This is a genomic window from Pseudomonas carassii, from assembly GCF_036324045.1.
Lineage (GTDB): Bacteria > Pseudomonadota > Gammaproteobacteria > Pseudomonadales > Pseudomonadaceae > Aquipseudomonas > Aquipseudomonas peradeniyensis.
Genome location: NZ_JAZDCT010000009.1, coordinates 120,743 through 141,271, shown reverse-complemented (window position 1 = coordinate 141,271; position 20,529 = coordinate 120,743). Strand labels below are relative to the sequence as shown.

Sequence of the window (20,529 nt, the reverse complement as noted above, 5' to 3'; positions counted from 1 at the left end):
CGCCTGCACATGAGTACTTCGAATACCCCGGCGGCCCCGGGCAAGACCGCGGCCAACATCGTCCACGAGGCCATCGACGAGCGTCAGTACGTGCGCACCCGCATGCACGCCCGGGTGCGCCTGTCCGGCGCCGGACGCGAACCGTTCGAGGCCGACCTTGCCGATATCTCGCTGGGCGGCATCGGCCTGCTGCACGAGGCGCAGCTGAGCGTCGGCGCGCTGTACGACGCCTCGATCCAGCTGCGCCTGAACCAGGTGGACCTGTCGATCGATGGCAAGGTGCGCATCGTCTCCCAGCGCGGCAAGGAGGTCGGCGCGCAGTTCGTCGACCTCGACGCGCAGAAGCGCGACATCCTGCGCTACCTGATCAGCGCCTACCTGTCGGGCGAAGTCGCCGACATCAACGGCCTGTTTAACGTGATGCAACGCGAGAACTACATCAAGGCGCGCAAGCACCAGCAGGCCAGCGCCCGCACCCCGGGCGAGCGCCTCAAGGCCGTGGCCGGCACCGCGCTGTACGCCGCCGCGGGCCTGGCCGCCCTGGGCTTCGTCGGCTACAAGGGCTACCTGCTGTTCTTCCGTGTTCCGGCGCTGCAGGCCACGGTGGCCGGCAATGCCCAGGTCATCAGCATGCCGGACAACGGCTACGTGAAGTACCTGCTTCCGGCCGGCGCCACCGAGGTGCAGGCCGGCCAGCCGCTGGCGAACATCTCCACCCAGCTGGCCACCAGCTTCACCAGCCCGGCTGACATGAAGGCCCTGGCCGACCTCGCCCCGGGCGACCTTCAGGCGCTGCTGGGCCGCGCCAGCGTCGAGACGGTGATCAACAGCCCGTGCGACTGCCAGGTCTGGTACCCGGCGCCGCCGCTGGACGGCTATGGCTACAAGGCCGCGCCGATGATGCACCTGCTGCCGAAGAACGAGGGCTTGTTCGTGCGCGCTAACGTGCCGTTCGACAAGCTCGCCGATGTCAGCCGCGTGCGCTCGGTGGACATGCAGGTGTTCGGCCTCGACCAGCACTTCAGCGGCACGGTGGTCGACGCCCGATCCGACGAGCTGAACCACAACCTGGCGCTGACCATCCAGCCGGACAGCCCGCTGCCGGCGGCGGCCTACCAGAAGGCCGTGGCGGTCGACCTGTACCTGGGCCTGCCGTTCGGCAGCGGCAACTGAGGGCCGCACATGAACGCCAAGAACGCCCCGCGCCTGTTGCTGGCCGGCCTCGGCCTGGCCTGGGCCGGCAGCGGCTGGGCCGGGCAGAGCCTGGAGCAGATCCGCTACGCGCTGTACAAGGACCCGAGCGCCGACGTCACGAGCGACCTGCGCGCCCTCGCCGAGCGCGGCGACCTGGCCTCCAAGCAGCTGCTCGGCGATGTGCTGGCCAACAGCGACAGTGCCAACCGCCAGGATATCGTGAGCCTGTACCAGGAGGCCTTCGCCGACGGCCACGGCCAGATCCCGGCGCTGGCCTCGCTGGCGCGCCTGCTCGACCGCACCCCGCGCCTGCAGCGCAGTCACGAAGCATGGGTGCGCCAGGCCCTGACCCGCTACCCCAACGACCGTGATCCGCGCAGCACCAGCACCAGCCTGGAGGTGTTCCTGGTGTATCCGCAGCAGTTCCCCGGCGAGCGCGCCGGCGAACTGCTGGCGCTGTACGAACAGAGCTGCCTGCTCAACTGCCGTCCCGAGCTGTACCGCGCCGTGGTCGCCGAGCGCCAGGGCGACCGCGCCGCAGCCGAGCGCTGGTACCGGCAGGCGGCACGCATTGACCCGCGTGGCATCGAGCGCTACTACCGCTTCCTCGGCGAGCGTCAGGACCCGGCCTTCCTCGCCTTCGCCCGCAGCCTGGAGCCGGAGATGGCCAGCCTGCCGGTGGAGGTGGTGCAGCGCATCGGCGCGCTGCTGGACAGCATCCATGGTACCACCCGCGCCGAGCTGGACGCCGAGCGCGAGCAGCGCCAGAGCCGCGCCATGGGCCCCAAGGTCGAGCCGACGCCCGAGCAACTGGCCCGCGACAAGGCCAACGAGCAGCTGCGCGCCGACGGCATCGCCGAGGCCCAGCGCTGGCTGGACAACGCCGTTGCCCGTGGCTACCTGCCGGCACAGGTGTCCAAGGCCAACTTCATGATCTCCAACCCCACCGAGCACAACGCCGAGCAGACCCAGGCGCTGATCGCCCAGGTGCGGGCCAAGGACCCGACCCGGGCCAAGGCGCTGGACGCGGCGTTCTACATGGTCAACAACTGGCTGACCCTGGATCCGCAAAAGTCCCAGGCGCTGATCGACGAACTGATCGCCGCCCATTACCCCGACGCGCAGCTGCTGCTGGGCGACCTGTACAGCAAGGGCGGCCTCGACCAGCCCGACCAGGAACGCGCCCTGACCATCTGGCAGCGGCAGGCCGAACAGGGCTCGACCGCGGCCTGGTACCGCATGGCCACCGTGCACCTGCGCGGCCGGGCCATCTGCCACGACCCGGTCAAGGCCTACACCTATGCCCGCATCGCCCTCGACCTGGGCGAGACCCGCGCCCGCGGCCTGATCAAACGGCTGGACAAGACCTTGCCCAAGGATGACATCGAGCGCGCCCTGGCCGCGCGCAACGATCTGTTGAAGGAGGCCACCCTGTGAAAGCCCACCCATCCCTGCTCGGCGCCCTGCTCGCCCTGGCGCCCTTGGCGGCGCCGGCGGGCGAGGAAGTCACCGGCCCCGAGGCCGACAGCAGCGCGCCGGTGCGCGTCGCGACCCTAGACGGTAGCGAGCCGGTGATCACCTCGGAGTTCTTCAACAAGCTCACCGTGCAGACCGGCTACGGGCCGCAGGACTCCCAGGTCGGCCGCGACCGCGAAAGCTTCTACAGTCTGCGCTACGAGCCGTCGTTCGCCTGGTACTCGCCGGAAAAACGTTGGGCCAAATGGATGGTCTATGGTCGCCTGTGGCTGAACTACGACTCCAGCCAGTCGAGCAACCTGGCCAACGAGTCGACCAACAACAACGAACGCGAGCAACCCGAGGGCTGGTACGCCGAGCTGCGCGAGCTGTACGTCAAGCGCAACCTGATCGGCGACGACCCGCGCTTCTCGCTGTCGATCGGTCGCCAACGGTTCTACGACGACTACGGCATCTGGTGGGACGACAGCCTGGAGTCGCTGCGCTTCAACTACCAGGACACCTTCAGCGACGCCTTCGTCGCGGTCGGGCAGAAATTTCGCAACTACAACACCGACGTCAACTCGCTGGCCGCAAGCGAAGCGCGCACGCTGTACCTGATGGGCCAGTACGCCTATCGCTGGAGCCCGAACAACCAGGTCGGCGTGCGCCTGATGCAGGAGAACGACCGCAGCGGCCACGACGCCGACGACCGCTACGACTTCACGGGTTGGCGCTACGGGTTGTTCTTCAAAGGCGACAACCTGCCGCTGGCCAGCGACTACCACCTGGAACTGGCGGCGCTGGACGGCACGATGGACAACACCGCCGGCAACGGCGTCACCAGCAGCGGCCACGGCAGCCGCGGCTGGGCAGCGCTGGGCGAGGTCGGCACGCGTTTCGAGACATTGCCCTGGACCCCGCGCGTGGCCCTGCGCGGCGGCCTGACCGACAAGCCGGACGACGACAACGACGGCTTCCGGCTCAACCCGATCCAGTCCGACCGCATCACCCGCCAGGGCTCGTACAGCACGCGCCTGACCAGCTCGTTCGTCGCCCTCGACCTGCGCAACCTGAGCTACTACGGCTTCGCCCTGGAGACCCGGCCCACGTCGCGCAGCGCCCTGGATCTGCGGGTGACCCAGCTCAACCTGCGCGATGAAGCCGGCGCCCTGCCGATCCGCATGGCCGCCGATGCCCGCGCCCGGCGCCAGAGCGACCTGAACGCCGGCCGGCACGGCAAGGGCGACAACGTCGGCCAGATGATCGACCTCAACTACTACTGGAAGATGTTCCCGGTAGCCCTCGACGGCAAGCACCTGGACGTCAACACCCTGGTCAGCGCCAGCTACCTCAACGCAGGCAACGCGCTGGACACCGGCGACGACTACCAGCTGAGTGTCGGCGTGGTGATCAGCTACTAAGGACCGGCCAGCATGATCTTCGCCTCCAACGTCTTCCTGTTCCTCTATCTGCCGCTGTTCCTGGCCATCTACTACCTGGCTCGGCCGCAGTGGCGCTCGCTGGTGATCGTCGCCGCCAGCTACGTGTTCTACGCCTGGTGGCGCCCGGACTTCCTGCTGCTGTTCGTCGCCATCACCGCCTGGAACTACGGCTTCGGCCTGTTCATCAAGGCGCGCCTGGACGCCGGCGACAAACGCCGCGCCCTGCGCCTGCTGTGGCTCGGCGTGGCCGGCAACCTGGCCACGCTCGGCTACTTCAAGTACGCCAACTTCGGCGCCGAGGTGCTGGCCCTGCTGCTGGCGCCGCTGGGCATCAACACCTGGACCCTGGAGAACATCTTCCTGCCGCTGGGCATCTCGTTCTATGTGTTCCATGCCCTGAGCTACATCGTCGACATCTATCGCAAGGACGCCACGCCCACCCGCAGCTTCATCGACTTCGCCGCCTTCGTCGCGCTGTTCCCGCACCTGGTGGCGGGGCCGATCCTGCGCTACAGCCAGCTCGCGCCGCAGCTGCACCAGCGCAACCACTCGCTGGAGCTGTTCTCGCTGGGCGTGTGCCGCTTCATGCTCGGTTTCATCATGAAGGTGCTGATCGCCGACCGCCTGGCGCCGATCAACGTGCTGTTCGTCGGCGAAGGCACCCTGCAGTTCAGCGATGCCTGGTTCGGCCTGGTGGTCTCGACCCTGCAGCTGTACTTCGACTTCGCCGGCTACAGCCACATGGCCCTGGGCCTGGCGCTGATGATGGGTTTCCGCTTCCCGGAAAACTTCAACCAGCCCTATGTGTCGCAGAGCATCACCGAGTTCTGGTCGCGCTGGCACATGACCCTGGCGCATTTCCTGCGTGACTACGTGTACCTGCCGCTGGTGCGCAAGCGCGTGGCCGGTGCCCTGCCGGCGCTGGTGTGGACCATGCTGCTGTCGGGCCTGTGGCACGGGGCCAGTTTCGCCTTCATCTGCTGGGGGCTGTTCTTCGGCATCGGCATGGTGCTGGAGCGCAGGTTCAACCTGGCGACCAAGGTCAGCACGCCCTACCACCTGGGCCGCAACCTGCGCACCGCGCTGCTGATCATCCTGAGCATGCCGCTGTTCTTCACCATGGACCTGCGCCACAGCCTGCAGATCTACCAGGCGCTGCTGGGCCTCAACGGTCTCGGTTCGCTGGAGCTCTACGTGCTCGGCGCCTCGAAGATGGCCATGGCCTTCGCCTTGGTGGCGGTCGCCTGGCTGATCCTGGCCGGGATCAACAACGTGCGCTTCTACGCCGGCAACAAGGAAGGCTACTTCATGCGTCACGTCGGCGTGCTGCACAGCCTGCTGCTGTGGGGGGGCTTTCTGCTGGCGTTGAGCAGCCTGGCGGCCAGTTCGTTCTCGCCGTTCCTGTATTTCCAGTTCTAGGAGAGTGCCATGTACCCGGTGATGAATTCGGCCGGCAAGGCCAACGGTGTGGTCTTCGCCCTGGCGCTGGCGGCGATGTTCGTCTACTCGCTGCCGCCGGTGCTGAACTTCGCCCGCGCCCAGACCGACAGCTGGAACCTGTTCGTCGACGGCAAACTGCTGCGCAAGTTCGAACAGGTCTACGACCAGCGCCTGTTCCTGCGCGAGCCTTCGCAGCGACTGTGGGCCGACGCCCAGTTCCAGCTGTTCGGCGAGGGCACCAAGGGCGTGGTGCTGGGCAAGGACGGCTGGCTCTACACCAACCAGGAATACCGCGTGCCCAACGACCTGGACGCCAGCCTGGCGAGCCAGCTGGAGCAGATCGTCAAGGTCCAAAGGCAACTGGCCGAGCACGGCAAGCACCTGGTGCTGCTGCCGCTGCCGATGAAACTGGATATCTACGCCAGCCACGCCGCGCACGCCTTCGATCCGCGAGTGCACAGCCTCTACGACCGCTTCGTCGCCGACCTGCAGCTACGCCGGCTGGACGTGGTGCCGCTACGCGACGCCTACCTGCGCAACCTGGCCGGCCCACGGCTGTTCCTCAAGTCCGACACCCACTGGAGCCCGGACGGCGCGCGCCTGTCGGCCTATGAACTGGCACGCCAGCGCCCGCAGTTGCTCGGCGACCAGGTGTACGTGTCGCGCAAGGCCGGCGACAAGACGGTCAAGGGCGACCTGATGAACTACCTGCAGTTCGACCACGCCCGCCTGGCGCCGCAGTTCGGCCCCAACCCGATCGAGCTGTACGAGACCCTCCAGGCCGAACAGGACAGCGACGCGCTGTTCGTCGAACAAACGCAAAGCCTGCTGCTGGTGGGCACCAGCTACAGCAAGATCGACGACTGGAACTTCGTCGGGTTCCTCAAAGAGGCGCTCAACCGCGACCTGCTGTCCATCGCCGTGGAGGCCCGCGGGCCGTTCGAGGCGATGAACCAGTTCCTCGCCGGCGACCAATTGCAGAACCCGCAGATCGACACCGTGGTCTGGGAGTTCCCCCTGCGCACCCTGTTGGCCCACCGTCCCGGCGCGCTGGCCCGCAGCGCCCAGCCCGGGCATTTCTGACGTCCCTAGGAGAACCTGATGAAGCTTTCGCCCCTGTTCACAGCCCTGGCCCTGGCCACCGCCAGCCACGCCGCCCTGGCCGCCGAAGGCAATGCCGACCTGTACGACGCCGTGGCCCCGGCCGATTCTGCGTTCGTGCGCGTGCTCAACCTGTCCGACGGCAACGTCGAGGTGGCCCTCAGCGGCAAGCTCAACCCGCAGAAGGTCGCCCCCGGTCAGCTCAGCGGCTACCGCTTCGTGCCGGCCGGCGTGCACAGGATCGGCATCGGCGCCAAGGCCATCGAACCGACCCTGGCGGCCAACGCCGCCAGCACCGTGGTCTACGACGGCAAGCAGCTGCAGTTGATCGCCGACCAGTACGTCAACGAGCCGAAGAAGGCCCAGGTGGCTTTCTACAACCTGACTCCAACCCAGGCCACGCTGCGCACCGCCGACGGCAAGCACGAGGTGGTCAAGGCCCTGGCCAGCGGCCAGACCGGCGCGCGCATGGTCAACGAAATCAAGATAGATTTCGCCGCCTATGTCGGCAGCCAGGAAGTGGCCAGCTTCGACGAGCTGTTCCTCAAGAAGGGCCGCTCGTACAGCTATGTGCTGCTGCCAGGCAACCGCAGCCTGAGCCTGGCCAACAGCATCGACCCGACCGAGTGACGCCGTGCCGCACGCAAGGATGACTGGCCCATGAACACCCTCCTCCCCCTCGGCCTCGCGGCCACACTGGCCCTGCTCGGCACGCAGGCAAAGGCCGCCGAGCCCGCCCGGCCCGGCTGCGAAAACCTGCAGTGCATGGTCTGCCCGGCCCTGGCCGAACCGCAGCACTATGCCGAAGGGCGCATGAAGCTGATGCGCCAGATCGTCCCCGGCAAGGAGCGCTGGCTGTTCCGCTCGATGGTCGACCTGACCAATGACTTTGGCATTCCCGCGCCCATGCGCCCGGAGTTCGCCCGGCTGATGGACGCGTTCCACCGCCAGGGCATCCAGGTGGCCATGGCGATCCAGCCGACCCGCGGCCTGATGCACCGCGACAAGCTCTATGCCGAGCAACTGCACGGGTTCGACTTTGCGCGTGCCAGCCGCAACCTCGACAGCTACTTGGGACAACTGCGCCAGGCCGGCGCGGTGGTGGCGCCGATGATGCAGCTGGTGCGCCAGCCGCCCCAGGCTGAATACTTCTTCCGCCGCGACCACCACTGGACCCCGGCCGGCGCCGAGGCAACGGCCAGGCTCATGGCCGAGGAGATCCGCCGCCAGCCGTTCTACGACAGCCTGACCAGGAAGCGCTACAGCACCGAGCCCGGCGTGATGGTACCCAAGGACGGCACCCTGAACCTGGCCCTGAGCTACATCTGCGGCAACAACTACGGTTTCCAGTACGTGCGCGGCTACCAGACCGTGCCGGTGGCCGACAGCAGCGACGCCCTGTTCGACGAGGCGCCCGACCCCGAGGTGATCCTGGTCGGCGACAGCAACGCCGCGGCCCGCGAGGACGAGAGCAAGCAGTTCAACTTCGACGGCTACCTGAAGCAATACCTGGAGGCGGATGTCCTCAACTACGCCCTGCCCGGCGTGGGCGAGGACGGCTCGCTGCTGGAGTACCTGCTGTCCGCCGACTACAAGCCCGAGGCGCCGCCCAAGCTGATCGTCTGGGAACTGCCGGCCAACTACCGACTGGATTCACCGTTGATGTACCGCCAGTTGATGCCGGCGATACACGGCGGCTGCAAGGCGTCCAGGGAAATCCTTGGCACGAAATTGCAGCGTCCGCCACTCAAGGTCGGCGAGCGCATAGAGTTGCTGAGCAATGCCGGCGGCGCCCGACAGGCCGTGTCCAAGGGCTTTCTCGATATCCGCCTGAGCGACAGGAGCGTCAAGGACTTCTACATCATCGTCTATTACGACAATGGCGCCCGCGACAAGGTGTGGTTCCGCCGCGAGGCGGCCGTAAGCGGTGGCCAGTACTACCTGGAACTGAGCAAGGCCCCCGAGTTCGCCGGCGCCAACCTGCTCTCGGTGTTCCTCGAACCGACCAAGGCCGGCACCGCCGCCACCGACGTGGAGACCCGCCTGTGCCTGTGAAACCGGCCCCTGGGGTGCTCCTGCTACTTGCAATCGCCCTGCTGCCCCTCCCCACCCACGCGGCTCAATCGATCTGGCCCGCCCGCGCCACCGCGCAATCGGCCATGATCGCCGACTACCGCACCCTCACCTGCAACAAGGCGCCGCCACCGCCCTACACCGCCAGCCTGCACCTGCAGAGCAAGTACGACCCGCGCGACGCCAGCAAGTCCACCCTGCGCGCCAGCCCCGACGCCGACAGCGAGCGGGTCGCCCGGCAGCTCAAGCAGTTCGTCGGAGGCCTGATCCAGGCCGGCAAGCGCTTCCAGAGCGCCAGCAAGCCGCAGCAGGCCAACATGGCCCTGGCCTGCCAGGACCAGTGGCTGGAGCACTGGGCGCAAGCGGGTGCCCTGCTCGACCCGGACGCCAGCAACACCGGCATGGCCGCGCGCAAGTGGGCCCTGGCGGCCATGGCCGGCGCGGTACTGCTGACCCAGGCCGCGGCCGACGGCAAGACGCCGCTCAGCCCCGTGCAACGACGCTGGTTCACCCAGCTCGGCGAGCAGGTGATTCGCGAATACGACCCGCGCCGCCAGTCCACCACGGTCTACTTCAACAACCACGACTACTGGGCCGCCTGGGCGGTGGCCGCCGCCGGCATGCTGGTGGACCGCGACGACTTCATCCGCTGGGCCGACGGCAACCTGCGCCGGGGCCTGGCCCAGGCCGTGCGCAGCGGTGACCAGGCCTACCTGCCGCTGGAAGTGGCACGCAGCAAGCTGGCCGCCAACTACAGCCAGTACGCCCTGGTGCCGCTGGTGCTGCTCGGCGAATCGGCCCGGGCCAACGGCCTGGCCTGGAGCGAGGACGACCAGCGCACCCTCGACCAGCTGGCCACCTTCGCCGCCCGCAGCGTGCTCGCCCCGGACTCCCTGCCCCAGCTCAAGGGTCAGCGCCAGGCCGACGTCGCGCCCTACAAGCTGGCCTGGCTGATCCCGTTCCTGGCCCGCCGGCCCGGGCATGCCCTCGCCCGCCAGCTCTACGACAGCGAGGACGGCGAAGTGGACAACTACAGCCAGATCGGCGGCCCGCTCAAGCCGGCCTACCCCAACCTGCCTTGATCAAGGACGCTCCCATGGCACCGTTCAGCCGCATTTCCCTCACCTGCCTGGCCGCCCTGCTGCTGGCGGCGACCGCCCAGGCCGCGCCGGTGCTGGACACATTGCCCCAGGCGCAGTATCAGCAGCAGCTGGAGCAACTGCGCCACCAGGCCCGCCAGGCGGTGACCTTCGAGCAGGCGCGCCGCCCGCCACCCGCGGGCCGCGCCAGCGTCAGCCTGCAACCGATGTTCTCGTCCCAGGCCGGCAGTTGGCCGTTCGAGCCGTTCGTCAACAACGGCCTGTTCCGCGCCATCGCCGGTTACCAGGCGCATCACCCGCAGGCCGTGGTGCTGCGCGGTGGCAGCATCACCCTGGCGCAACTGCACGATGCACTGCACGACCCTCGGGTCCTCAAGCGCTACAAGGACGGCTACCTGCTCAGCTACCCGTTGATGATCGGCGCCGATGCGGGGCTGCTGCTAGAGGGCACGAGCCTCTACCTGTACAGCTTCTCCGGCACCGCGCTGATCAACCAGGGCTGGCTGGGCCTGAACCAATCGACGCTGGAGAGCCTGGCCGGCGACAAGCCCGGCAACACTGACCGCGCCTGGCGGCCCTTCGTGGTGGCCTGGGCTGGCAGCCATACGCAGGTGATCGGCTCGACGCTCAAACGCCTGGGCTACAACGCCAACCTGTCCCGCGGCCTGAGCACCGCGCTCAGCCCCCAGCAGCCGGCCAGCACGCGCCCCACCACGCTGCTGGTGGAGGCCAGCCACTTCAGCGAGCTGTCCAGCGCGGTGGAGTTGCAGCACAGCCAGGCGACCGTCGTCGACAGCCGCTTCGAAGGCTCGCAGCAGTACGCCATCGACGCCCGCGACAGCCAGCTGAGCCTGCGTGGCAACCAGCTGCGCGGCGTCGACAACAACAGCGGCGTGCGCCTGCGTGGCCAGACCCGGGCATTGGTCGAAAACAACCTGATCCTCGGCGCCGCCAAGGCCGCCATCGAGATCAGCGACCAGCGCGGCGCCGTGCTGCTGACCGGCAACCGTATCGGTGACAGCCGTGGTCATGGCATCCAGCTGCGCAACCTCGCGCCGACGGCCGAAGCCCCGTTGCTGATCGACGACAACCTGCTGGCCAGCAGCCAGGGCAGCGCGGTGGACGCCAGCGAGGTCACGGGCCTGACGCTGGTGGGTAACCGGATCGGCAATACGCCGGAGTACGCCATCAGCCTGCGCAACACTACGCCACAGCCCGGGCCGCTGGTGATCAGCGACAACCGTCTGGGACAGGTGGGCAAGGCGGTGGTGCGGGTCGAGGGGGTGCGCGAGGTCGAGCTGGGGGGCAACCGCTTCGATGGCAAGGCGCTGCTGCAGAACCTGCTGGCCGGCGACCTGCTGGCGTTGCAGGGGCCGGTGCTGGAGGCGATGCTGGTTCAGGGGCGGATGGTCAGGGTGCGCCAGAACTGAAATACACCGCCCCCTGTAGGAGCGGCCTTGTGCCGCGAAAGGGCCGCAACGCGGCCCCGGCGATCTTTGCTTCAACGCTGAAATCCTGGGGCCGCTGCGCGCCCCTTTCGCGGCACAAGGCCGCTCCTACAACGGATCGCGTCAGGGCACCGGGCGCTGCATCCGCACGAAACACTCGTCCATACCGACCTCGACGAACCCTCGGCGCTGGTACAGGCGCCGCGCCGGGTTGCTGCTGAACACCATCAACCGCAGCCAAGGCAACCCGCGCTGCGCGGTCCAGCCAGCCAACTGCTCCAGCACCCAGCCGCCCACGCCCCGGCCGCGCTGCTCGGGCAACAGGTGCAACTCGCGGATATACAGCGCCTGGCGGTCCTGGCTCAGGCTACAAAAGCCCAGCACCCGGTCGTCCTCGATCACCAGCCACTGTTCGCGCCAGCCCCAGGCTTCGTCGAAGGCTTCCTCGATCCACAACAGATCGAATTCACGGTAATACGGCAACATGGCGCGGCGCGTGAGGTCACGGGCCAACGTGAGGTGTTCGTCGCTGGCGGGGATCAGCTCAAGGGGCATAGCACACCGGCGAACTGGCCGGGCCACGGCGTTCCAGTTCGTCCTCCAGCCACCGGGCCAGGACCTGGGCGTTGTTGTGCTCGGTGTCCTTGCCGGCGTACAGCAAGGTCAGGTCGCCTTTGCCGGCCAGGTCCAGCAGCGGGTACCAGTGCTCGGGGTGGGCGGCCAGTTCCTGCTGGTAGCGCCGGGTAAAACCGGCAAAATCGAATTCGCCAGCATGATAAGCCTTGCGCAGTGCGTCGGACGGCGCCACTTCGCGTAGCCACTGCCCGTGCAGGTCTTCCTTGCGCGTGTTGCGAGGCCACAGGCGGTCGACCAGCACACGTTGGCCATCGCTCGCCATGACGGGATCGTACACCCGCTTGCAACAGATCATCGGAAACTCGCTTGGCAGTTGCGTAGTGCCTTCTAGACTAGAGGTTCCGTTGACCGAGGTCACGCGGGAGTAACAGATTGTTTCTAGGATAGGAAACCTTCCCTTTCTCCGTCGAAGCCCCCGGAGCCATCATGACAACTCCCTTGCTGGTCAGCCAGGATGCGCTGCCCAAGCTCGACTCCCGCCCCCATCTGTCCCACCGCCCCGGACGCGCCACCCTCACCCTGTTCTTCAGCCTTCTGCTGGCCGGCCTGGCCTACACCTTCTGGAGCCTCAAGCAGGATGTCAGCGCCAGCGGCACCGTGGTCACCACCGTCACCCCCTTCCTGCTGCTGGGCCTGGCCCTGCTGATCGCCCTGGGCTTCGAGTTCGTCAACGGCTTCCACGACACCGCCAACGCCGTGGCCACGGTGATCTACACCCATTCGCTGCCAGCGCCGGTGGCGGTGGTCTGGTCGGGGTTGTGCAATTTCCTCGGCGTGCTGCTCTCCAGCGGCGCGGTGGCCTTCGGCATCATCGCCCTGCTGCCGGTGGAACTGATCCTGCAAGTCGGCTCGTCGACCGGCTTCGCCATGGTCTTCGCCCTGCTGCTGGCGGCGATCATCTGGAACCTCGGCACCTGGTGGCTGGGCTTGCCGGCATCGTCCTCGCACACCCTGATCGGCTCGATCATCGGCGTCGGCGTGGCCAACGCGCTGATGCACGGGCGCGACGGCACCAGCGGCGTGGACTGGACCCAGGCCAGCAAGGTCGGCTACGCGCTACTGTTCTCGCCGCTGATCGGCTTCGCCTGCGCTGCCTTGCTGCTGCTCGCCCTGCGCGCGCTGGTCAAGCGCCGCGAGCTGTACCAGGCACCGGAAGGACAGACGCCGCCGCCCTGGTGGATCCGCGGGGTGCTAATTCTCACCTGTACCGGCGTGTCGTTCGCCCACGGTTCCAACGATGGCCAGAAAGGCATGGGCCTGATCATGCTGATCCTGGTCGGCACCCTGCCGATGGCCTATGCGCTGAACAAGACCATGCCCAACGAGCAGGCCCTGCAGTTCTCGGCGGTCGCCGAGGTCACCCGCCAGGCCCTGGTGCGCGCAGCGCCAGCCCCCGCGCCGGTCGATCCGCGCCAGGTGCTGACCGCGTTCATCGGCGAGCCCAAGGCCAGCGCCGAGCTGGTCCCGGCGCTGGCCGCGCTGACCGGCATGATCGGCGAGGAGGTCAAAGGCTACGGCTCGCTCAAGCGCGTGCCGGCCGAGGCCATGGCCAACGTGCGCAACGACATGTACCTGACCAGCGAGGCGATCCGCCTGATCGACAAGCACCAACTGGCCCGCTACGACGCCGACACCAGCCGCCATGTGCAGCTGTTCAAGCGCCAACTGGACGACGCCACCCGCTATATCCCGCTGTGGGTCAAGGTGGCGGTGGCCATCGCCCTGGGCCTGGGCACCATGGTCGGCTGGCGGCGCATCGTGGTGACGGTGGGCGAGAAGATCGGCAAGACCCACCTGAGCTATGCCCAGGGCGCTTCGGCCGAGGTGGTGGCGATGTGTACCATTGGCGCGGCGGACATGTTCGGCCTTCCGGTGTCGACCACCCACGTGCTCAGCTCCGGCGTGGCCGGAACCATGGTGGCCAATGGGTCGGGGATTCAACGCAAGACGCTGGTCAACCTGCTGATGGCCTGGGTGCTGACCTTGCCGGCGGCGATGTTGCTGGCGGGTTGCTTGTACTGGTTGCTGAACCAGATTCTCTGAATGTCGCTGAATCTGCAGGCGATCGCGCAGGAAACAAAGTTGTAAACATTACCAGCGTGGGAGCGGGCTTGCCCCGCGATAGCGATACTGAATTTTCCGACGCTATCGCGGGGCAAACCGCTCCCACAGATCCCCTGTCAGGCCGGGATCTTCAAACCGCGCTGGACCGCCGGGCGCTCGAGGAACTTGGCCAGCACCCGCTGAACTTCCTTGAACTCGTCGAACCCCACCAACTCGCGCGCGTTGTAGCGCTCCACCAAATTGCGCACCCAAGGAAAGATGGCGATATCGGCGATGCTGTACGCATCGACCATCCACTCCCGCCCCTGCAGGTGCCGGTCAAGCACGCCCAGCAGGCGCCTGGACTCATTGACGTAGCGGTCACGCGGCCGCTTGTCCTCGTACGCCTTGCCGGCAAAGAAGTGGAAGAACCCCACCTGGCCGAACATCGGCCCGATGCCGCCCATCTGGAACATCAGCCACTGCAAGGTCTGGTAGCGCTGGGCAGGATCCTGGCTGAGCAACTGCCCGCTCTTCTCGGCCAGGTACTGCAGGATCGCCCCCGACTCGAACAATGGCAGCGGCTGGCCACCTGGGCCATTGGGGTCGAGGATTGCCGGAATCTTGTTGTTGGCGCTCAGGGAGATGAACTCGGGGCTCAGCTGGTCGTCGTTGTCGAAACTGATCTTGTGCACCTCGTAAGGCAGGCCGATCTCTTCGAGCATGATCGAGACCTTGACGCCGTTGGGCGTGGCCAGCGAATACAGCTGCAGGCGCTCGGGATGCCGGGCCGGCCATTTGCGGGTGATGGGGAATACGGAAAGATCGGTCATGTTCGCGCCCTGAAGGTTGAGGGACTCAATTTAAAAACTGCCGGGCGCCCTGACCATCACCCAGTCTCGGTGCCGCTCGTCACCGCAGGGAAAGATCGCCTCGCCCACCTTGCGAAAGCCATTGCGCCCGTAGAACCGGATGGCCCTGGCGTTGAGCTCGTTGACGGTCAGGCGAACCGGACCACGGGTGTGGGCCAGGGTAGCCTCGAGCAGTGACTGCGCGGCGCCTGTGCCGTGAGCGGCGGGCAACAGGTAGCAGCGGGAAATCTCCACCAGATGATCGGCAGCGGCGATACCCAATTCGCCGGGCGCCAGGTCGAGCATGCTGTAGCCCAGCACCTGGCCGTCCTGCTCGACCACCAGCAGGCGCTTGTGCGGGTGGCACAGGTGCGCCTGGAAATGCTCCGGCTGCAGGTTGTGGGCGATGTAGTGCTGCTGCGCCGCCGGAGCGCTGTCGGGCGGGCTGGCCAGGGCGAAGGTGGCCTGGCCGATATGGCTCAGGGCTGTACAGTCGTCGCTGCGGGCCGGGCGGATCTGGTAGGGCATGGCAACATCCTGTCGGGCAGCCGGATCGCCCTCGACAATGCCAGCCCCTCCCGGCCAGTGCAAGGCTCAAGCGTCGCCGTGGGCCTGGCGCTTGAGCTTCTCGGTATCGACCCGCACGAACACCGAGTCAGCGGTGACGGTCAGCACATCCCCGGCCCAGACCTCGCAGATCACCCGGCTCTTGCGCCCCACCTCACCCTCGACTCGCGCCTTGAGCAGCAGCTCGACGCCCATCGGGGTGGGTTTGAGGTAGGTCAGGCTCAGTTGACCGGTGACGCAGTCGATACGCGGCAGGCTGCCGGGCTCGCGGCCTTCGGCGCGATAGTGGTGGGCCATGGCGGTCCAGTTGGAGTGGCAATCGACCAGCATGGCCAACAGGCCGCCGTAGACCAGGCCGGGCCAGCCGATGAAGGTCGGATCAGGGGAATGACGGCACAGCAGGTGGACGCCATCATCATCCCAGTGACTCTGCACGTGCAGGCCGCTCGGGTGGGAGCACCCGCAGCCATAGCAGGTGCCATCAGGGGCGGCCAGTTGTTGCAGGGAGAGGGTTTGCTCGGTCATACGCGTCCTTGGCTTGTTGGAGTTAGGAAGGAGGCTGACTGCCGATGGTAGCGCCCTGCCCGCTCCACGCCAATGAGCGCGGCCCCGAGGGCGGCACAGGCTACCCATCAAGATCAGGAAGAAAACGAATGACGGCAATCGAATAATTCGTTTGCGGGATGTATCCCCGCCACGCTTGGATACGATCTGACTCGAACAACAGGCCGCGTGCAGATGAATCAGGAAAGTATCAGCCAGTCCATCGCCATCGTTCACCCGATCACCCTTTCCCACGGCCGCAACGCCGAAGTCTGGGACACCGCCGGCAAGCGCTACATCGACTTCGTCGGCGGCATCGGCGTGCTCAACCTGGGCCACTGCAACCCGGCGGTGGTCGAGGCCATCCAGCAGCAGGCCGCGCGCCTGACCCACTACGCCTTCAACGCCGCGCCCCACGGCCCGTACCTGGAACTGATGGAGCGCCTGCGCCAGTTCGTCCCGGTCAGCTACCCGCTGGCGGGCATGCTCACCAACAGCGGCGCGGAAGCAGCGGAGAACGCCCTCAAGGTCGCCCGCGGCGCCACCGGCAAACGGGCCATCGTCGCCTTCGACGGCGGCTTCCACGGCCGTACCCTGGCCACCCTCAACCTCAACGGCAAGGTCGCCCCGTACAAGCAGCGCGTGGGCGATCTGCCCGGCCCGGTCTATCACCTGCCCTACCCCAGCGCGGACACCGGCGTGAGCTGCGAGCAGGCGCTCAAGGCCATGGAGCGCCTGTTCAGCGTGGAGCTGGCGGTGGAGGACGTGGCCGCGTTCATTTTCGAGCCGGTGCAGGGCGAAGGCGGCTTCCTCGCCCTCGACCCGGCCTTCGCCCAGGCCCTGCGCCGGTTCTGCGACGAGCACGGGATCCTGATCATCATCGACGAGATCCAGTCCGGTTTCGGCCGCACCGGCCAGCGCTTCGCCTTCCCCCGGCTGGGTATCGAGCCGGACCTGTTGCTGCTGGCCAAGAGCATCGCCGGCGGCATGCCGCTGGGCGCGGTGGTCGGACGGCGGGCGATCATGGACGCGCTGCCCAAGGGCGGGCTGGGCGGGACCTATTCGGGCAATCCGATCGCCTGCGCGGCGGCGCTGGCGAGCCTGGCGCAGATGACCGACGCGAACATCTCCACCTGGGGCGAACGGCAGGAACAGGCCATCGCGGCGCGTCATGCGCGCTGGAAAGCGTCTGGAAGGTGCGCCGCGCTCGGGCGCCTGACCGGCACAGGGGCCATGCGCGGGCTGGAGCTGGTCAACCCGGACGGCAGTCCGGCACCGGCGCAACTGGCCAAGGTGCTGGAGGCGGCGCGCGGCAAAGGTCTGCTGCTGATGCCCAGCGGCAAGGCGCGGCATATCATCCGCCTGCTGGCACCGCTGACCATCGAGCCCGAGGTGCTCGAGGAAGGGCTGGATATCCTCGAGCAGTGCCTGATGGAGCTGGGCTGAGGGTTACAGACCCAGTTCTTCAGGGGTGGGCATGTCGCACTCGAAGGCGATCCAGCCGCCTTCGAGCTCGGCGTGGCCGTTGACGATCGGGCCGTAGTAGCTCAGGCCGTTCTCCAAGGTGACGCAGATGTGCGTGGCGCCTTTCTCCGGCGCCCCGAGTGTACCGACGAAATGCACTTTCTTCAGCACCTCGGTCACCGCCTCAAGGCCCACGCGCATGTTGGTGTTCTCCGAGGCCTCGGTATCGCCCCCACGGTCTTCGGCGCTGATGGTCACGGTGGCGGTGTACGGGTACTTGGTACTCAAGCGGGGTTACCTCAACAGGTGTATTAGGCGTATGGCCGCGTAGAGTACGGCAGGCGTTCCCGGTTGTCTCTACCGACCTCATCGCGGGGCAAGCCCGCTCCCACGCCCGCCATCGAGCATGGCCTCCCCTGCCCTGATCTGTTAGGGTGCCCGGCGATGCACGCCACACCACGCGAGGATACCGAGTGAGCGCCGAACAACCCCTGATCGCCGACCTGTTCGAGGTCGACAAACGCTTGACCCTCAAGCCCGTCGTGGACTTCAACGCCTACCTGCGCAACGCTTTCGGCGACGGCCCCTGCCGCTGCCACCGTTGCGTAGAGGGCAATGGCGACGAGAACGGCTACGAGCACCGTCACAGCTTCGAACTGGAAGGCCGCACTCTGCACCGGCGCTTCGCCAGCACCGCCGGCAGCGACGTGCTGATGGCGCTGAAGAAGGCCTGGCTGTCCTACACCAAGGCCGAGCTGATTACCGTCGGTACCCTGGACATGACCACCCTCAAGTCGTTCACCGATACCGCCCTGCACGAGCGTCTGCTGGCCCTGCTGCCGGCCAGCGGCCTGGCCCGCGAAAGCGAAGGCCAATGGCAACTGCAGGTACTCGCCGACTGACGGTCGCCCCGGCAGGATTCTCCCGCTCTGCTACCTTGGGAGAATCCTCACCCACAGGTGATCCGACCATGGCCCGCACGACCCCCATCGAGCTGTACCGCAACATCGGTATCGTTGCCCACGTGGATGCCGGCAAGACCACCACCACCGAGCGGATCCTGTTTTACACCGGGGTCAACCACAAGATGGGCGAGGTGCACGACGGCGCCGCGACCATGGACTGGATGGCCCAGGAGCAGGAGCGCGGCATCACCATCACCTCGGCGGCCACCACGGCCTTCTGGCAAGGCTCGACCAAGCAGTTCGAGCACAAGTACCGCTTCAACATCATCGACACCCCCGGCCACGTCGACTTCACCATCGAGGTCGAGCGCTCGCTGCGCGTGCTCGATGGCGCGGTGGTGGTGTTCAGCGGCGCCGACGGCGTCGAGCCGCAATCCGAGACCGTATGGCGCCAGGCCAACAAGTACCATGTGCCGCGCCTGGCCTACATCAACAAGATGGACCGCCAGGGCGCCGACTTCCTGCGGGTGGTGAAGCAGATCGACCAGCGCCTGGGCCACCATCCGGTGCCGATCCAGCTGGCCATCGGCAGCGAGGAAAACTTCATCGGCCAGATCGACCTGGTGAAGATGAAGGCCATCTACTGGAACGACGCCGACCAGGGCACCAGCTACCGCGAAGAAGCGATTCCCGCCGAGTTACAGGCCCTGGCCGACGAATGGCGCGCTCATATGATCGAGGCGGCGGCGGATGCCAGCGAAGAGCTGACCCTGAAATTCCTCGACGGCGAAGAATTCACCACCGAGGAAATCAAGGCCGCCCTGCGCCAGCGCACCATCGCCAACGAGATCGTGCCGACCATCCTCGGCTCGTCGTTCAAGAACAAGGGCGTGCCGCTGATGCTCGACGCGGTGATCGACTACCTGCCCGCCCCCAGCGAGATCCCGGCGATCAAGGGCACCGACCCGGACGACGATGAAAAACACCTGGAACGCCACGCCGACGACAAGGAACCCTTCTCGGCCTTGGCCTTCAAGATCGCCACCGACCCGTTCGTCGGCACCCTGACCTTCGCCCGGGTGTATTCCGGCGTGCTCAGCTCCGGCAACGCCGTGCTCAATTCGGTCAAGGGCAAGAAGGAACGAATCGGCCGCATGGTGCAGATGCACGCCAACCAGCGCGCCGAGATCAAGGACGTATGCGCCGGCGACATCGCCGCGCTGATCGGCATGAAGGACGTCACCACCGGCGACACCTTGTGCGACATGGACAAGCCGATCATCCTCGAACGCATGGACTTCCCCGACCCGGTGATCTCGGTAGCGGTGGAGCCCAAGACCAAGGGCGACCAGGAGAAGATGGGCATCGCCCTGGGCAAGCTGGCCCAGGAGGACCCCTCGTTCCGGGTCAAGACCGACGAGGAGACCGGCCAGACCATCATCTCCGGCATGGGCGAGCTGCACCTGGACATCATCGTCGATCGCATGCGCCGCGAGTTCAACGTCGAGGCCAATATCGGCAAGCCGCAGGTGGCCTACCGCGAGAAGATCCGCAACACCTGCGAGATCGAAGGCCGCTTCGTCCGCCAGTCCGGCGGGCGTGGCCAGTACGGGCATTGCTGGATCCGCTTCGCCCCGGGAGACGAGGGCAAGGAAGGGCTTGAGTTCATCAACGAGGTCGTCGGCGGCGTGGTGCCACGCGAGTACATCCCGGCGATCCAGAAAGGCATCGAGGAGCAGATGAAGAACGGCGTGCTCGCCGGCTATCCGCTGATCAACCTCAAGGCGGCGGTGTATGACGGCTCGTACCACGACGTCGACTCCAACGAGATGGCCTACAAGATCGCCGCGTCCATGGCCACCAAGCAGTTGTCGCAGAAAGGCGGCGCGGTGCTGCTGGAGCCGGTGATGAAGGTCGAGGTGGTGACGCCCGAGGAGTACCAGGGCGACATCCTCGGCGACCTGAGCCGGCGCCGGGGGATGATCCAGGACGGCGACGAGACCCCGGCCGGCAAGGTGATCCGCGCCGAGGTGCCGTTGGGCGAGATGTTCGGCTACGCCACCTCGATGCGCTCGATGACCCAGGGGCGGGCCAGTTTCTCGATGGAGTTCACCCGCTATGCCGAAGCACCGGCGAGCATCGCCGATGCCATCGTGAAGAAGAATCGCGGGGAAGCCTGAGTTCAGCGGCCCCTGTGGGAGCGGCCTTGCGTCGCGAAAGGGCCGCAAAGCGGCCCCTGCAATTCATGCATCACCACCGAAAAC

The 20,529-nt window shown here is 66.9% G+C and carries 19 protein-coding genes; 13 read left to right on the top strand and 6 right to left on the bottom strand.

All coding sequences use genetic code 11. The features are described 5' to 3' along the window. Nucleotides 1–9: 9 nt before the first annotated feature. The 9 genes from V0R62_RS09475 to V0R62_RS09435 are packed head-to-tail and all read left to right on the top strand — an operon-like array spanning nt 10 to nt 11,238. Nucleotides 10–1,173 carry a PilZ domain-containing protein gene (locus V0R62_RS09475; protein ID WP_330103544.1) on the top strand — a complete coding sequence of 388 codons (1,164 nt, stop codon included), beginning with the start codon at nt 10–12 and terminating at the stop codon, nt 1,171–1,173. A gap of 9 nt (nt 1,174–1,182) precedes the next feature. After that, on the top strand, nt 1,183–2,631 hold the full coding sequence (locus tag V0R62_RS09470; protein WP_330103543.1) for an SEL1-like repeat protein: 1,449 nt from the start codon (nt 1,183–1,185) through the stop codon (nt 2,629–2,631). After that, complete coding sequence (locus V0R62_RS09465; protein ID WP_330103542.1) at nt 2,628–4,073, top strand: alginate export family protein; 1,446 nt, start codon at nt 2,628–2,630, stop codon at nt 4,071–4,073. The genes V0R62_RS09470 and V0R62_RS09465 overlap by 4 nt, the downstream gene beginning before the upstream one ends. Before the next feature lie 12 nt (nt 4,074–4,085). After that, nucleotides 4,086–5,513: an MBOAT family O-acyltransferase gene (locus V0R62_RS09460; protein ID WP_330103541.1), complete on the top strand. Its 1,428-nt coding sequence runs from the start codon at nt 4,086–4,088 to the stop codon at nt 5,511–5,513. 9 nt (nt 5,514–5,522) lie between these two features. Beyond that, nucleotides 5,523–6,617, top strand: coding sequence for an alginate O-acetyltransferase (locus V0R62_RS09455; protein ID WP_330103540.1), 1,095 nt, complete (start codon nt 5,523–5,525; stop codon nt 6,615–6,617). A gap of 18 nt (nt 6,618–6,635) precedes the next feature. After that, nucleotides 6,636–7,265 (top strand): alginate O-acetyltransferase AlgF, encoded by a 630-nt coding sequence (locus tag V0R62_RS09450; protein WP_330103539.1) that lies wholly within the window; start codon nt 6,636–6,638, stop codon nt 7,263–7,265. Between the two features lie 30 nt (nt 7,266–7,295). Beyond that, entirely contained in the window at nt 7,296–8,690 is a 1,395-nt protein-coding gene (locus tag V0R62_RS09445; protein ID WP_330103538.1) for an alginate O-acetyltransferase AlgX-related protein, read from the top strand. After that, complete coding sequence (locus V0R62_RS09440; protein ID WP_330103537.1) at nt 8,681–9,790, top strand: polysaccharide lyase; 1,110 nt, start codon at nt 8,681–8,683, stop codon at nt 9,788–9,790. Before V0R62_RS09445 ends, V0R62_RS09440 begins: the two co-directional genes overlap by 10 nt. Nucleotides 9,791–9,804: 14 nt before the next feature. Continuing rightward, nucleotides 9,805–11,238, top strand: a complete 1,434-nt coding sequence (locus V0R62_RS09435) for a right-handed parallel beta-helix repeat-containing protein (RefSeq protein WP_330103536.1) — start codon at nt 9,805–9,807, stop codon at nt 11,236–11,238. A 141-nt stretch (nt 11,239–11,379) separates the two neighbouring features. Here V0R62_RS09435 and V0R62_RS09430 read toward each other — a convergent pair whose 3' ends face one another. Beyond that, complete coding sequence (locus tag V0R62_RS09430; RefSeq protein ID WP_330103535.1) at nt 11,380–11,811, bottom strand: GNAT family N-acetyltransferase; 432 nt, start codon at nt 11,809–11,811, stop codon at nt 11,380–11,382. Beyond that, complete coding sequence (locus V0R62_RS09425; RefSeq protein WP_330103534.1) at nt 11,801–12,187, bottom strand: DUF488 domain-containing protein; 387 nt, start codon at nt 12,185–12,187, stop codon at nt 11,801–11,803. The genes V0R62_RS09430 and V0R62_RS09425 overlap by 11 nt, the downstream gene beginning before the upstream one ends. Before the next feature lie 131 nt (nt 12,188–12,318). Between V0R62_RS09425 and V0R62_RS09420 the strand changes: the two genes are divergently transcribed. Beyond that, complete coding sequence (locus tag V0R62_RS09420; protein WP_330103533.1) at nt 12,319–13,935, top strand: inorganic phosphate transporter; 1,617 nt, start codon at nt 12,319–12,321, stop codon at nt 13,933–13,935. A 137-nt stretch (nt 13,936–14,072) separates the two neighbouring features. Here V0R62_RS09420 and V0R62_RS09415 read toward each other — a convergent pair whose 3' ends face one another. The 3 genes from V0R62_RS09415 to V0R62_RS09405 all read right to left on the bottom strand — a co-directional run bounded on the left by V0R62_RS09415 (nt 14,073) and on the right by V0R62_RS09405 (nt 15,878). Beyond that, entirely contained in the window at nt 14,073–14,768 is a 696-nt protein-coding gene (locus V0R62_RS09415) for a glutathione S-transferase N-terminal domain-containing protein (protein ID WP_330103532.1), read from the bottom strand. Nucleotides 14,769–14,798: 30 nt separating this feature from the next. Further along, nucleotides 14,799–15,314, bottom strand: coding sequence for a GNAT family N-acetyltransferase (locus V0R62_RS09410; RefSeq protein WP_330103531.1), 516 nt, complete (start codon nt 15,312–15,314; stop codon nt 14,799–14,801). Between the two features lie 66 nt (nt 15,315–15,380). Further along, nucleotides 15,381–15,878 (bottom strand): PaaI family thioesterase, encoded by a 498-nt coding sequence (locus tag V0R62_RS09405; RefSeq protein WP_050704732.1) that lies wholly within the window; start codon nt 15,876–15,878, stop codon nt 15,381–15,383. A 213-nt stretch (nt 15,879–16,091) separates the two neighbouring features. Between V0R62_RS09405 and V0R62_RS09400 the strand changes: the two genes are divergently transcribed. Continuing rightward, on the top strand, nt 16,092–17,342 hold the full coding sequence (locus V0R62_RS09400) for a 2-aminoadipate transaminase (RefSeq protein WP_330103530.1): 1,251 nt from the start codon (nt 16,092–16,094) through the stop codon (nt 17,340–17,342). Between the two features lie 3 nt (nt 17,343–17,345). Here the strand turns inward: V0R62_RS09400 and V0R62_RS09395 are convergent, their stop codons facing one another. Further along, nucleotides 17,346–17,648, bottom strand: coding sequence for a hypothetical protein (locus tag V0R62_RS09395; RefSeq protein WP_062359438.1), 303 nt, complete (start codon nt 17,646–17,648; stop codon nt 17,346–17,348). 185 nt (nt 17,649–17,833) lie between these two features. Here V0R62_RS09395 and V0R62_RS09390 point away from each other — a divergent pair, with 185 nt between their 5' ends. Both V0R62_RS09390 and fusA read left to right on the top strand, forming a co-directional pair. Continuing rightward, the gene (locus V0R62_RS09390; protein WP_330103529.1) at nt 17,834–18,262 is read left to right on the top strand and encodes a hypothetical protein; all 429 of its coding nucleotides are present in this window, start codon (nt 17,834–17,836) and stop codon (nt 18,260–18,262) included. A 68-nt stretch (nt 18,263–18,330) separates the two neighbouring features. After that, nucleotides 18,331–20,445, top strand: a complete 2,115-nt coding sequence (fusA, locus tag V0R62_RS09385) for an elongation factor G (protein WP_330103528.1) — start codon at nt 18,331–18,333, stop codon at nt 20,443–20,445. Nucleotides 20,446–20,529: the final 84 nt, after the last annotated feature.